The organism is Candidatus Thiodiazotropha endolucinida (assembly GCF_001715975.1).
GTDB classification, from domain to species: Bacteria; Pseudomonadota; Gammaproteobacteria; order Chromatiales; family Chromatiaceae; genus Thiodiazotropha; species Thiodiazotropha endolucinida.
On record NZ_MARB01000001.1, the window covers coordinates 191,908 to 204,521 of the forward strand.

14 protein-coding genes are annotated in these 12,614 nt (G+C 54.7%); 6 read left to right on the plus strand and 8 right to left on the minus strand.

The features are described 5' to 3' along the window. Positions 1-120 precede the first annotated feature (120 nt). On the plus strand, positions 121-702 hold the full coding sequence (locus tag CODIS_RS00855; RefSeq protein WP_305782068.1) for a hypothetical protein: 582 nt from the start codon (positions 121-123) through the stop codon (positions 700-702). A gap of 121 nt (positions 703-823) precedes the next feature. Here the strand turns inward: CODIS_RS00855 and CODIS_RS00860 are convergent, their stop codons facing one another. Genes CODIS_RS00860 through CODIS_RS00895 form a run of 8 tightly spaced genes read right to left on the minus strand, consistent with a single transcriptional unit; the run spans position 824 to position 7,402 of the window. Continuing rightward, complete coding sequence (locus CODIS_RS00860; protein WP_069120551.1) at positions 824-1,189, minus strand: carboxypeptidase-like regulatory domain-containing protein; 366 nt, start codon at positions 1,187-1,189, stop codon at positions 824-826. Between the two features lie 5 nt (positions 1,190-1,194). Beyond that, positions 1,195-1,998 carry a multiheme c-type cytochrome gene (locus CODIS_RS00865; protein WP_069120556.1) on the minus strand — a complete coding sequence of 268 codons (804 nt, stop codon included), beginning with the start codon at positions 1,996-1,998 and terminating at the stop codon, positions 1,195-1,197. After that, complete coding sequence (locus CODIS_RS00870; protein WP_235615094.1) at positions 1,998-3,368, minus strand: multiheme c-type cytochrome; 1,371 nt, start codon at positions 3,366-3,368, stop codon at positions 1,998-2,000. Before CODIS_RS00870 ends, CODIS_RS00865 begins: the two co-directional genes overlap by 1 nt. Then, the gene (locus CODIS_RS00875; RefSeq protein WP_235615095.1) at positions 3,320-3,853 is read right to left on the minus strand and encodes a hypothetical protein; all 534 of its coding nucleotides are present in this window, start codon (positions 3,851-3,853) and stop codon (positions 3,320-3,322) included. The genes CODIS_RS00870 and CODIS_RS00875 overlap by 49 nt, the downstream gene beginning before the upstream one ends. Then, positions 3,850-5,397, minus strand: a complete 1,548-nt coding sequence (locus tag CODIS_RS00880; protein WP_154722956.1) for an FAD-dependent oxidoreductase — start codon at positions 5,395-5,397, stop codon at positions 3,850-3,852. Before CODIS_RS00880 ends, CODIS_RS00875 begins: the two co-directional genes overlap by 4 nt. Continuing rightward, on the minus strand, positions 5,306-6,175 hold the full coding sequence (locus CODIS_RS21260; RefSeq protein WP_069120567.1) for a hypothetical protein: 870 nt from the start codon (positions 6,173-6,175) through the stop codon (positions 5,306-5,308). The genes CODIS_RS00880 and CODIS_RS21260 overlap by 92 nt, the downstream gene beginning before the upstream one ends. Before the next feature lie 35 nt (positions 6,176-6,210). Further along, positions 6,211-6,588, minus strand: coding sequence for a DsrE/DsrF/TusD sulfur relay family protein (locus CODIS_RS00890; protein WP_305782069.1), 378 nt, complete (start codon positions 6,586-6,588; stop codon positions 6,211-6,213). After that, positions 6,560-7,402: a sterol desaturase family protein gene (locus CODIS_RS00895; RefSeq protein ID WP_069120578.1), complete on the minus strand. Its 843-nt coding sequence runs from the start codon at positions 7,400-7,402 to the stop codon at positions 6,560-6,562. Before CODIS_RS00895 ends, CODIS_RS00890 begins: the two co-directional genes overlap by 29 nt. 94 nt (positions 7,403-7,496) lie before the next feature. Between CODIS_RS00895 and CODIS_RS00900 the strand changes: the two genes are divergently transcribed. The 5 genes from CODIS_RS00900 (at position 7,497) to modA (ending at position 12,595) form a co-directional block, all read left to right on the plus strand. Further along, the gene (locus CODIS_RS00900) at positions 7,497-8,156 is read left to right on the plus strand and encodes an ArsR/SmtB family transcription factor (RefSeq protein ID WP_069120585.1); all 660 of its coding nucleotides are present in this window, start codon (positions 7,497-7,499) and stop codon (positions 8,154-8,156) included. Between the two features lie 531 nt (positions 8,157-8,687). Further along, positions 8,688-9,668 (plus strand): quinone oxidoreductase family protein, encoded by a 981-nt coding sequence (locus tag CODIS_RS00910; RefSeq protein WP_069120591.1) that lies wholly within the window; start codon positions 8,688-8,690, stop codon positions 9,666-9,668. Between the two features lie 55 nt (positions 9,669-9,723). Beyond that, positions 9,724-10,905 (plus strand): C-GCAxxG-C-C family (seleno)protein, encoded by a 1,182-nt coding sequence (locus CODIS_RS21565; RefSeq protein WP_162420070.1) that lies wholly within the window; start codon positions 9,724-9,726, stop codon positions 10,903-10,905. A 186-nt stretch (positions 10,906-11,091) separates the two neighbouring features. Further along, positions 11,092-11,544 (plus strand): aminoglycoside 6'-N-acetyltransferase, encoded by a 453-nt coding sequence (gene aac(6') / locus CODIS_RS00920; RefSeq protein WP_069120593.1) that lies wholly within the window; start codon positions 11,092-11,094, stop codon positions 11,542-11,544. Between the two features lie 292 nt (positions 11,545-11,836). Continuing rightward, positions 11,837-12,595 (plus strand): molybdate ABC transporter substrate-binding protein, encoded by a 759-nt coding sequence (modA, locus tag CODIS_RS00925; protein ID WP_083220467.1) that lies wholly within the window; start codon positions 11,837-11,839, stop codon positions 12,593-12,595. Positions 12,596-12,614: the final 19 nt, after the last annotated feature.

Here is a 12,614-nt window from a genome sequence, read left to right on the forward strand (position 1 = left end):
TGAGCCAATCGATTGCCTATTAAGCAAGTCGGATCAATCAAGAGATATAAAGCCTCTATGTACAGTTTTATATTTGCATTAATTTGCGGTGATTGGCGTCCATTCGCGGCTTAGACGATTGTGGTTAAAGAGTTAATTAGCGGATTGGCGGTAGCGGTAACCTTTATCGCCTTCTTTCCCTACATACACTCCATATTGACAGGGCGGACAAAGCCCCATGTCTTCTCCTGGGTGATCTGGGGAAGTACCACCTTCATTGTGTTTCTGGCGCAGTTGGAAGATGGCGGCGGGGCAGGGGCCTGGCCAATCGGTATATCCGGATTGATCACGCTCTATATCGCCTTACTTGCCTATCGAAAAAAGGCGGGTATCACAATCACCAATCTGGATTGGGCCTTTTTCACGGCAGCCATGGCTTCCATACCAATCTGGTACTTCACATCGGATCCGACCTGGGCCGTCATCCTGTTGACGACCATCGATGTGATCGGGTTCGGACCGACCATTAGAAAAGCCTTCGCCCACCCTTACGATGAGGACTTGAAGTTTTTTGCCTTATTCGCGTTGCGAAATCTGCTGGTAGTGATGGCGCTAGAACGCTATACCATAGCAACAATGCTCTTTCCTGCGGTGATTGCGACTGTATGCTTGTTTTTTATCGTGTTGATCGTCTATAAGAGACGAACCATTCGATTGGGATAGTGTTATCAACTCCTGGATAGTAATAGACTTTTCCATTATTAAGGGTAGTGTAAAAAAATTACTGGTTCAGGGTGTGCTGCGATTATTGCCAACCACTTCTGATGAGACATCACCTTGCATACTATTCACAATCATCGGTAGATGACGGAGATTCCTCGGAAAACACCGCCGGTTCAAGAATAATCTCTATTGAAGTGCTCTCTTGCTGTACAACAATCCCCCTGTTCCAGCTAGTTGTATAGTCAAATTTGAAGGCGCCAACATCATAGGTTCCCGGTTCTACCGCAAACTGAAATGCACCTTTCTTGTTGGTATAGTCGCGATTTTCGATGACCCCGTTATCGGTGTTCACCAGCATCACTTCAACATCCGAAAGCGCAGTCGACTCCTCGAACACAAAACCCGATAGGGTGACGGCGAGGATAGAGCCGTGCCAGCAGATGCATAACAGCAGGGTTAGGGTCCATCGAAAATAGTGTCTCGTCATCTACTTCACTCCTTGGAGCTATTCGACAGCAACTGCTGTTGATAGGTTTGCAACAGACTATCGCGAATACGGATAAGGTCGCCATCCAGCGCCGGTTGACCGTGCCACCATTGGTAATCCGGTGACTGATGTCCTACCCCATAGAGGACATTTTTACGGTGTCGGATCAGATTCTGCCGCAGAGCCCGTTGTGTATTGCTCTGATCTTCAGCAGCAGTGGTGACCAATCGCTCTCCCTCGCTAACCTTGAGGTCGGCGATCTCCAACTGACGTTCTCCATTGGCTAACTGCTCGCGTACATAGCGTGGACTATGGCAGCCGGAACATATCCACTGACGCATTTCGGGTCCGCGCTCCTGTGCCATCGTGTCTTGATGGCTGGCATCATGAAAATGGCAGTAGCTGCAGCCCGGTGAACGGTAGTTACCGCGCTGCAAGGGTTGTCGCCAGCCATGCTCTGTCTCCTCAAGGTGGTTGATGACGCCATGTTTGGATGTGGTATAGCTGTGGCTGACGGCGCCTTCGTGACAGCCCTTGCAGGTATGATCACTCCTTGCTTTGATGTTCGAATCATCATGCTGATCACCATGGCAGCTAATACATCCGACGTCATGGGTTATTGCATGACGCCCTGAGTGCCACTGTTCGATCAACTTCGGATTCCGTTCGGTGTGACAGGCGATGCATTCACTATCGATAAACGGGCCGTTATCAACCTGTGTTTCCGATAATAGGGGAGTCAGCCATAGAGTGAGCATGAACATTATGCACATGCCGACTTTTGCTCGCATGGTCTCTATGCTTTGCATTAGTTGTGTGTCCTGTTGAAGTCGGTGTACTTACCCTTCATCCAGAGGTCTGTCACCGCGGGATTGGCGATCACGCTCTGCTCGGTTTCTGAACGATGGCGCAATATTTGCGCCTTGGTTTCAATGCGCTCCAGAGTGGCCGCCATTCGTCGGTGACCCTCATCGACGCCCTGTGGGTTTCCATGGGCCGCCGATTTGTAAGCGCCCAGATTGTCGAAGTACCACATCTCAAAGTAGTCACGCTCCAAGGCTGACACATTGTAGAAGGCCGATGCCTGACCTTCGAAAAATCCTATACGTTCCATGCGCCAGAAACTGCCCATTGGGTAGTCGGGGCGCTCGTCGGCAGCGGGACGCAAAAGGTCATTGCTGCGCAGATTCTTGAGCACATCTTCAGCTCTATAGAGCTTGGCCCAGGCCGATTTGCGTTCCCGGTCCAGTTCACTCAACCACTGTGCGGCCTTTTTCGCTTCATGACAGTCGCTGCATAGCTCAATCCACTGCTCGCGCAGCAGCTGATTCTTGGAGGTGTGGGGATTGACTTCACGCAGGCCGAATTTCCACAGCGATTTATGCGCCACCTGATGCCGTCCTTCATCCATGTGGCAGTAGGCGCAGGTCGGGGCCTTGTAGTTGCCTTTCACCAGTTTTTTCGACCAGTCCCAATCCTTGCCCTCGGCGCGATAGATTTTGCCGTGGGCGGAGGCAAAGTAGCTCTCATCGTCCGGGTGTGGCGGACCGGAGTGGCAGGTGATGCAGGCCTCGGGGTGGCGTGCCTCGGCGGCGCTGAAACGGTGCCGGGTATGGCAGGAGTCGCACTTGGTGGCCACCGAGTGACACTGTACGCAGGATTGGACTTCGGCCTTCGGCTTATCGGCAAAATGGGGCGCATCCACTGCCCGTTCCATGGCCAGCACATGGCTGGGAAAACCATAGCGGGCTTCATCACGGAATTCGCCATGCTGCTTTTCGTGGCAGTTGCCGCATACGACAGGGGTGGGAAGGTGCAGTTGTTGATGGTTGCTGCCATGACAGTCGTTGCAGTAGACCGGTTCATCGATCCTGGCATGACGGCTGGCGCGCCAGTCGTTGACAATGCCGGGCGTGATTCCCTCGTGACACTGAATACAGAGGGTGGCCTCGAATACTCCTTCGACCGACTTGCTCGGTTGATAGAAGTTATCCGGGTCCCAATAGCCCTGAACACTGTCCGGCGACCAGTGACGGGAGTAGAGACCGGATCCGTTGCCTCCCTTGCTCCAAATGACATAAGCGGCACTCACCGATAGGGTAAATACGGCAACACCCGAGAGCGTGGCTGCTAGCGTTCGATAACCCATGGTCGATGATCGCTGAGGTCTTTTCGCCACCAGCGTACCAGGCCGAGCCCGACCAGCAGCAGCAAGGGGATCAGGGCCTGAAGGCGTTTCAGGAATGACCGGCCGTCCACCTCATTTCTGCCGGATCTATGGCTGATGCCTGAATCCCCGGCGTGGCGTTGCAGATAGGCCACTAAGGTTGCCCGCGCCTGCGGCTGCATGGTCTCCACCCTGCCCATAACACCGCCAAAACGATGCGCGACATCCATCAAGGTAAACATTCTTGTTGTCACGTCATGCCATTCCGCAAGGGTATGGCGGTCAGGTCCCGGCAGGTTGTGGCATTGGGTACAGTAGCGATCGAGCAGCTCTGCGCCGGGAGAATGGGCCTCGGGCAGGCGTTCGGCGGTCAGGTCGGGTGGCAGCTTATCCTTATAAGCTTCGCACAGGTCGATCTCAGCCCAGGCATGACCGGCGGCAACCGGGATTGGCATGAACAGGATCAGGAGAAGGAACAGGGTAGACGGTTGCATCATGCCTGCCTCCGCATGGTTTCAAAGCCGTTGATGCCAGCCAGGATGTCTTCAGCCGCTTTGCGTCCTGCCGCCATGGCCATCACCGCCAGATCGGGTCCATGTGTATTATCCCCCCCCGCCCAGATGCTCGGGTGAGTGGTACGGCCCCGCTCATCCGCCCGGATCCGGCCATCCGATTCAGTGGCTATCCCGAACCCGCTCAGCCAGGAGGGCGGGGAGGCCTGCTGCCCCATGGCGAGAATGATACTGTCGGCACTAATGTGCGGGTTGCCCCGGGGGGTCTTGAAGCGTACACCACACACCGCTCCACTGCCCGTGCATTCGAGCGGTGTGTGGTCGAAGTAGAATTCAACTCCCTCTTCCCGTGCCAGATCTGTCTCCAGGGGCGAGGCGCGCAGATGTTCCTCAGGACCCCGATAGGCAATGCTGACCTTTGCACCCAGACGTATCGCTGAACGGGCGCAATCCATGGCGCTGTCACCGCCACCCAGGACCAACACATGCTTGCCGCTCATTGACGCCCTAGCGCCACGGTTGGTCTCATGCAGCCAGCCGATCGCCTGTTCGACACCCGGTAGATCCTTCCCGGGCAGATCAACCGAGCGGGATTTTTGTGCACCAAGGCCGAGGAAGACAGCATCATGTTTCTCCAGCAGATCCGCCAGCATCTCAGCGTCGATGGATGTGTTGAGGGAGAAACGGACACCGACCTGTTCAAGTATTGCCTGCCGGCGCTGCAATAGCCGCTTGTCCAGCTTGAACTTGGGTACGGCACTCTGCAGCAAGCCGCCGATCTTGTCCGAGCGATCGTAGACGATGACCGACATACCCGCGCGGTTGAGACGTTCCGCGCAGCTCAAACCGGCCGGACCGGCGCCGATGACGGCGGCACTGTGACTGTTGCGTCGGATCGGCTCGTGCATCCGCCAGCCCGCCTCCAGCGCCTGGTTGGCAATGCTTTTTTCAACCATTCCGATGTGCACGGCCCCCTCCAGACGCCCGCGGGTGCAGCCACTTTCACACAGCCGGTGTTGCGGACAGATGGTGCCGCACACCTCCGGCAGGGGAGAGGTCGCATGGACCAGCTCTGCGGCCTGCCGCCAATCCCCCCTGGCGGTTGCCGCCAACCAGTCGGGGATGAAGTTACCCAGTGGACAGGCGTTGCGGCAGCCGGGAACGCCACAATCCAGACAGCGGTCCGCCTGCAGCTGCAACGCTTGCTGGGAAAAGGGTTGCGCCACCTCTTGCCAGTCATGTTTCCGTTCTACGGGGGGGCGATAAACGATTTCCCCGCGGGGTATTGACCCGTTTGGTTCGCGCTTGAGCAGATGGCTCGCATTCTGACGAAGCGCAGGGCGGAACAGATTGCGCACGTCTTGAATCGCCAGGGCATCGGTCGGGCAGGAGACGATACAACGGGCGCACCCCATGCAGTCCTCAAGACCGGTGACCTCACCGCTCGTCCTGCCTTGCTTCCATACCGGGATGCCCATGTCGCATGCCTGTTCGCAGCGCCGGCAGTCGATGCATTGTCGGGTGTCCATTTTTATGCTGTAAAAGCCGGCATGATTGAGTAGGCCGAATGTCGAGCCGTAGGGGCAGAGGTAACGGCAATAGAAGCGGTTGCCGGTAATGGGGATGATGAAAAACGAACCAAAATAGGTGATCCCCACCACCAGGGCGAAAAGTCCGACCAGGGTTGTGGTCCAGGTGTTGGGCGGGAATTGGGTGGCGACCAATACCCCCCAGGTACCATATGAAGAAGAACCATTTGGTATGACGCAGGCGCCAGGCCCAGTCGCCTCGCAAGGTGAAGCGACGAAAGGGAAAACCGACGGTCTCGCGAACAGCTACACAGGGACAGCCGAATCCACAAATTATCCTGCGTCCAAAAAGCAACACCAGCAGCAGCGTAAGGAAGAAGGTGATGGTGCCCGGGGTGTGCAGGGCGGGGAAGACCGGTTGACTCCAGACATAGCCCACATAAGGTTCGAATACCGGTGTGAGCCACGGGATGAACCACCAGAACAGGGTTACAACGGTTACCAGAATGATCAGCCGCTTACGTGTATAGGAATTCTGTTCGGCGCGAATGCGCCAGACACCGAAAGCGAGGATAATCGCATATTCAGTATAGCGATTGAGCCAGATCGGATTCTCGAACAGATAGAGCCAGGATTCGTTGAGCCAACCCAGGAAGGCGATCGTAAAACCCGCCATGGCGAGCGCCATGACCCAGCCACGATAGCGTCCCGGCAGAACAGACTGTTGCGTCGCCTGATTCGGTCTTGCCCGGTAGCTCAGAGGATGGGTTGTGTTCACGCTGTCTCCAAGGAGAGGCATTTCTGCCGTGAAAACTAAAAGACAAGCACCTTATCCGCCATCAACGTCTTTTCACCCAGTTCTTTCATGCTGCTGCGGCGGGCACCGGCCACGAGATCGTCATCGCCGACACCGCGAGCATCCATGCAGCTGCCGCAAAGCAGCACCTCGCCTTTACGGATGACCGAATTGAGCATCAGCTCCACGTTGTAAAAACCCTGGGGTACTTTCTGACCGCGGTTTGCACAAACCACGGCGTCGGCCAGAAGGAACAGCGTGACTCTGGCCTCTTCCCTGCCAAGCGCCTTGGCCAGGCGCAGTCCGTTATAGCTACGCTCGGTGCCGTACGGGGGATCATTCAAAACAATGAGGATGTGCATGGAGTCACCAGCGCCGGTTGATGGTGTATTCACCCAGCTCGCGCACAAACGGCAGCATCAGCATGCCCGGGAGCCTGTCAACCTGTTGAGGATCGCGGAACTCATTCAGGCCGATCTCCATCTCCACATGCCCTTCAGGTGGCTGGGCAACATAGGTGCCTAAAAGGCGATCCCACCAAGGCAGATTGAAGCCGAAATTGGAGTTGGCCATGGGGGCGTGAACCGAGTGATGAACCCGGTGCATGTCCGGGGTGACCACAAACAGCCGCAATACCCGGTCGATCCTTTCCGGGATCGAGATATTGCCGTGATTGAACATTGCGGTGGCATTGAGCAGAATCTCGAAAATCACCACCGCCACAAGCGGTGGACCAAGCAAAATAATGGTAGCCATCTTGATCAGCATGGAGAGGATAATCTCAATGGTATGGAAGCGTGCGCCGGTGGTGACGTCGTAGTCGAGGTCGGCATGGTGCACCCGGTGCAGGCGCCAGAGCAGGGGGACGGCGTGGACCATGACATGCTGCAGGTAGATGACGAAATCCATCGCCACCACGGCGATGATGACCGAGAGCGGAAAAGGGATCGCAACGTAGTTGAGCAGTCCCCAGCCCTGTTTCTGGGCGAGCAGCGCCACGCCCACCGCGGCTGCCGGAAAGAGCAGGCGCAGAATCACTGTATTGAGCGCGACAAGCCCGAGATTATTGATCCAGCGCGCACCCTTGGGAACAGTGAGCTGACGGCGCGGTGAGTGGATCTCCCACAGAGCGATGATCGCAAACACGCCGAAAAAGAAAATCAGACGGATCGGGAGTTCGTTGCCGAGTACCCACTCATTCCAATTCATGATCAGCTATCCTCCAATGCCTTTTCTGCTATAATTTTTTATATTTCAATTATTCAATAGATCTCTTGAATAATTGAAATCCATTGGAGCCAATATGTCAAGCACGCACTTCAAGCACGATCTGTTCAATGAATTTTCTCGGGTCGCAAAGGCGATGAGCAACGGTTACCGACTTGAGCTGCTGGAGTTTCTGGCTCAGGGCGAACGCAGCGTGGATGCCCTGGCCCAGGTATCGGGGCTGACGGTGGCAAACACCTCGCAGCACCTGCAGCAATTGCGCCAGGCAGGCCTGGTGACTAACCGCAAGGAAGGGCACAAGGTTTTCTACCAATTGAGTGGCATGGATGTCTCATCCCTGCTCGCATCGCTGCGAGAAGTGGCGGAACGTCGATTGGCCGAGGTGGACCGTCTTGTGGATGACTATCTGAAGGTCAAGGACAGTCTGGAGCCCATCCCCGCCAGCGAACTGCTTGAGCGCGCTAAACAGGGTCTGGTCACGGTATTGGATGTGCGTCCCAGCGAGGAGTATGAATCGGGACATCTGCCGGGTGCCATAAACATCCCGCTTCATGAGCTGGAGACACATCTGGATAAACTGGATCCTGAGCGTGAAGTCGTGGCTTACTGCCGTGGTCCGCATTGTGTACTTGCCTTCGATGCCGTGGCCAAGCTGAGACAGAAGGGATTGACCGCACGCCGTCTGGAGGGTGGGCTGCCGGAGTGGATGTTGGAGGGACTGCCGGTGGAGAAGTGAATCAAGCGTGCTGTTTGGCTACAGGGTAAACATCTTCTCGGGTTCAGGTTTCCCGTTTCTGTAGCTATCCAAACAACCGCACCCTTGATTGCAGGTTCTCTTTTCAATGGTTTCACGTGACATCAAGCATCGATTTCTTAAGAAAAGACATGCATTCTCAACACTGTTTGCATGCAGTATTGAAGAAACGCCTTTTTCCTTGAGAATCTCATAGATCCTTTTGGGTAAGATTTCCATTGCATCATTCCAGGCTAAAATTATCAGTTATGCGGCATTGCCAGATGATGGGCCTGATACACAACTGGCCTGCAGACGCCCTCCAAGAGCGCCCTGTATCATAGCCTGTCCCTATCCGGCGTGGATAGACACTCATCACAGGTTAAATACGTTATCTGATCGCTTGGCTGGATATGAAAGGCACTGTTTTACTGACATGACTAATCCGTATGGGGGGTTAATATGCGGTTGCATTTGCGATCTAGTTGGGGCTGTTGAGGCTCGCGGAGTCTATCCATCAAAAAGGGGAATCCAATGAACCATGCATTAATGGTCTATGAATACGGTGGTAGCGATACTTTGCAATGGCAGGAGGTTCAACTCGCCAAACCTGCTTCTGGTGAAGTACGCATAAGACATAGCGCCGTCGGACTCAACTTCATCGATGTCTATCATCGCACCGGTCTCTACCCCGCAGGGAAGCTTCCCTTTATTCCAGGACTCGAGGCGGCGGGTACCGTGGAGTCGGTAGGAGAGAGTGTTACGGGGTTTGCGCCAGGTGACCGGGTAGCCTATGCGGGCGGTCCCTTGGGTGCCTATGCGGAGTCTCGGAATTTCCCTGCAGAGCGATTGATCAAACTGCCTGATGGTATCGGTGAGAGGCAGGCCGCGGCGATGATGCTCAAGGGCATGACGGCTGAATACCTGATTCGGCGAACTTACCCGGTGCAGGCGGGAGAGACCATACTCGTCCATGCGGCTGCGGGCGGCGTGGGGCAACTGCTCTGCCAATGGGCGGTGGCACTCGGTGCTGAAGTCATCGCTACCGTCGGCAGCGAACAGAAAGCGGAAGTGGTGCGTAATCTTGGTTGCAACCACATCATTAACTACCGCAGCGAGGATATCGTGGATCGGGTCCGGGCAATCACTGACGGCGCCGGTGTGCCGGTTGTCTATGATTCGGTGGGGAGGGATACCTTCCAGGCATCCCTCTCTGCGTTAGCGCCCCGCGGAACCCTGGTCTCCTTCGGTCAGGCATCCGGCAAGGTGCCGCCCTTCGATATCACCCAGCTGAGCAGCAAGGGCTCCCTCTATCTGACCCGCCCTACGCTCTTCGACTACACCAGGACCAGGGAGCAGCTGTTGCAGAGTTCAGGTGCGCTGTTCGACGCGATCCTGGGGGGAGAGATCAAGCTGGAGATTGCCCAGGAGTATCCCCTCAGGGAGGCGGCGAGGGCTCACCAGGCACTCGAGTCACGTATGACCAGGGGCAGCACTCTGCTTCTGCCTGACTGAGCGAAGAGACAACAATAGATAGTTCAGCTTGAGTTTGTTGCTGGATATGCCTTGCTTGATTGAAGGTCGGGACTTGACCTTGAGTGTGAACTGGTTCAGCGTTACCACTCTTTCCATTGCGATCAAGATGATGTCCGACAAGCAATCAACACTAAAGCAGGTCTGCCAGGGGGCTGACAGGATCCAGGTTGCCGTCGAGCGCTTCTGTGACGGCTGTAACTGCTCCCAGGCGGTATTGACCTCGTTTGCCGATCGTTACGATCTCGACGAGGGTCTGGCGATGCGTATCGCGTCCGGTCTCGGCGGCGGTGTAGGCCGCATGGGGGATGTTTGTGGTACCCTCACCGGCGCGGCGCTGGTGTTGGGTCTCGAGTTGGGGCCCAAGACACGGGAGGAGCCTGATGCCAAGGAGGCGACCTATGTGGCGATCCGACAGCTGCAGGAACGTTTTATCGAACGTCACGGCAGTAGCCGGTGCAAGGAGCTGCTGGAGAAGGATCTGAGTATCGCGGAGGAGTATCAGCAGGCGAAAGCACTGGATCTGTTTAAAACCCGCTGCCCCGATTATGTGGAGACGGTGGTGACCCTGCTTGACGATTTGCTCAACGAAAAGAAGACCAATATGAAACAGAAAATCCTAACCATGCTTGAACTGCAGGATGCCATGAATCGCAAGGTGAACAGCGACTGGCTGGATGCGGGCTATCCCTGGTACCGGGCGATCTGGACCGAATGTGCCGAAATGCTGGACCACTATGGCTGGAAGTGGTGGAAACATCAGAAGCCCGACATGCAACAGGTCCACCTGGAGATCGTCGATATCTGGCACTTTGCCCTGAGTGACCTGATCCTGCATAACACCACCCTCGAGGAGGCCGCGGAACTGGCCATGAAGGGATTGGGCGAACCCTCTGAGGCGGTTGATTTCAGGACTTCCATCGAGCAGCTGGCCATGGCCAGCATCCAGACCCAATCCGCTGACATCAGCCATTTCGCGGCGGTTATGCAGGCGGCCGAGCTGGATTTCGACGAGCTCTTCAAGACCTACGTGGGTAAGAATGTACTCAATTTTTTCCGCCAGGATCACGGCTATAAGGAGGGAAGTTACATCAAGATGTGGAACGGGCGCGAAGACAACGAACATCTGGCGGAGATTCTGAGCAGGCTCGATGCAAACAGTGCGGACTTCAGCGATGAGGTCTATCGCCAGTTGGAGCTCGCCTACCCCGCAGAGTGATTGATTGGGCTACCCTCTGTATCACTGTTTCGACAAGTCTATTTGGAGCCTGAGACACAAAGTTTCAATATAGCGGTAAATATGGTGCCAATAAAATTCCCTTACGCGGCTCTGTCAGGGCAGGAAATGCCGGCGTTGTGGTTAGTTTAATAGCAAATCAGCCAAGAGAAATTCATCCTTTGGATTATGGCGATTAGAGAGATAGTAAAGAGTGATTTAAAACAGTGGTCAAAGATGAGAACTTCCCTTTGGCCAAACACGCAGGACAACCATTTATCGGAAATCAATGAATTTTTCAGCGGAGAATCAATAGACATCGATCAGGTGTACGTCGCAGTATTTGATGAGCAGGCAGTCGGGTTTATTGAACTGAACTTGAGAAATTTTGCCGAGGGAAGCCGTCATCCATTGGTCCCATATGTGGAGGCTTGGTATGTGGAACCGGAACATAGAGGTATGGGTTACGGCAAGGCGTTGATGAGACAGGCAGAAGAGTGGGCCCTGGCACAGGGTTGTACTGAGTTGGCCAGCGATACCGAAATAACTAATCATCAAAGTATTGCCATGCACCGTCATCTGGGATTCGAAGAGACAGAAAGTATTGTTTGTTTTCTGAAGAAACTGAACACGATTGATTAGATATTCGGATGGTTACTGATTTCCGTTATAGATACCCGCTTTCGAGTGAGTAAACTTTCAAACGATCAGGCACCTCATTAAAGATGAACTAATTCACCTGGTGTGTATTCATGTGCGTAGCATGATAATTGTCGTGACCCTGACAACAAACAATCCTGTATGAATCTCTCAATATACTGACGATGATGATATTTTTAGCAGGTATCTATATTGCATTGCGGGTTTAGACAGTGCGATTGTCAAGGTTCCGCAGCATAGCCATAAGATAGTATACGTGGTAGATATAGGCTTCATGAAAACAGCTATCCGCATTATTCTCGCCGCCATCATAGGCCTCTCGGTACCCGGTACCCGTGTGGAGGCTGAAGAGGTGAAGATAGCTGTGGCGTCCAATTTTATCAATGCCAATCGTGAGCTTGCGCGGTTGTTTGAAAAGGCCACCGGGCATGCTACCCGTATAAGCTATGGTTCTACCGGAAAGCTCTATTCACAGATTGCACACGGTGCGCCTTTTGAAATCTTCCTGGCGGCTGACAGCCAACGGCCAGTCATGGCCGAAGAGGAGGGATTGGCAGTGCCCGGTTCACGTTTCATCTATGCAAAAGGCAAATTGGTGCTATGGAGCTTAAAACCGGATCTGTTCACCGATGCTGACCGCTATCTCAAACATGGTTCCTTCGATCATCTCGCTCTTGCCAACCCCAAAACCGCCCCATACGGCTTGGCGGCGGAGCAGGTGATGCAGCGAATGGGGGTGCTGGATAGCCTAACTCCGAAATTGGTAAGGGGGGAGTCGATTGCCCAGGCCTTCCAGTTTGCCGCCACCGGCAGCGCGGAACTGGGTTTTGTCGCATCGGCCCAGATCAAGGAGTGGGAGGGCGGGGCCGGTACACTGTGGGAGATTCCGCCGGATTATTACGCCCCTATCGATCAGGTGGCGGTGTTGTTGAAAAAGGGGGAAGCGAACCCGGCAGCCATCGCCTATCTGGAATTCCTCAGGAGCGACACCGCGCGTAAGGTAATCGAGCGTTATGGCTACGGTGTGGAATAATGCAGCGAGACTTGTGAAT

Bases quoted from the DNA above. Each gene is read 5' to 3' on its own strand.
- CODIS_RS00900 (WP_069120585.1), top strand. From the start codon at position 7,497: ATGTCAAGCACGCACTTCAAGCACGATCTGTTCAATGAATTTTCTCGG.
- CODIS_RS00880 (WP_154722956.1), bottom strand. From the start codon at position 5,397: ATGGACACCCGACAATGCATCGACTGCCGGCGCTGCGAACAGGCATGC.
- CODIS_RS00910 (WP_069120591.1), top strand. From the start codon at position 8,688: ATGAACCATGCATTAATGGTCTATGAATACGGTGGTAGCGATACTTTG.
- CODIS_RS00860 (WP_069120551.1), bottom strand. From the start codon at position 1,189: ATGACGAGACACTATTTTCGATGGACCCTAACCCTGCTGTTATGCATC.
- CODIS_RS00875 (WP_235615095.1), bottom strand. From the start codon at position 3,853: ATGATGCAACCGTCTACCCTGTTCCTTCTCCTGATCCTGTTCATGCCA.
- CODIS_RS00895 (WP_069120578.1), bottom strand. From the start codon at position 7,402: ATGAATTGGAATGAGTGGGTACTCGGCAACGAACTCCCGATCCGTCTG.
- modA (WP_083220467.1), top strand. From the start codon at position 11,837: ATGAAAACAGCTATCCGCATTATTCTCGCCGCCATCATAGGCCTCTCG.
- CODIS_RS00865 (WP_069120556.1), bottom strand. From the start codon at position 1,998: ATGCAAAGCATAGAGACCATGCGAGCAAAAGTCGGCATGTGCATAATG.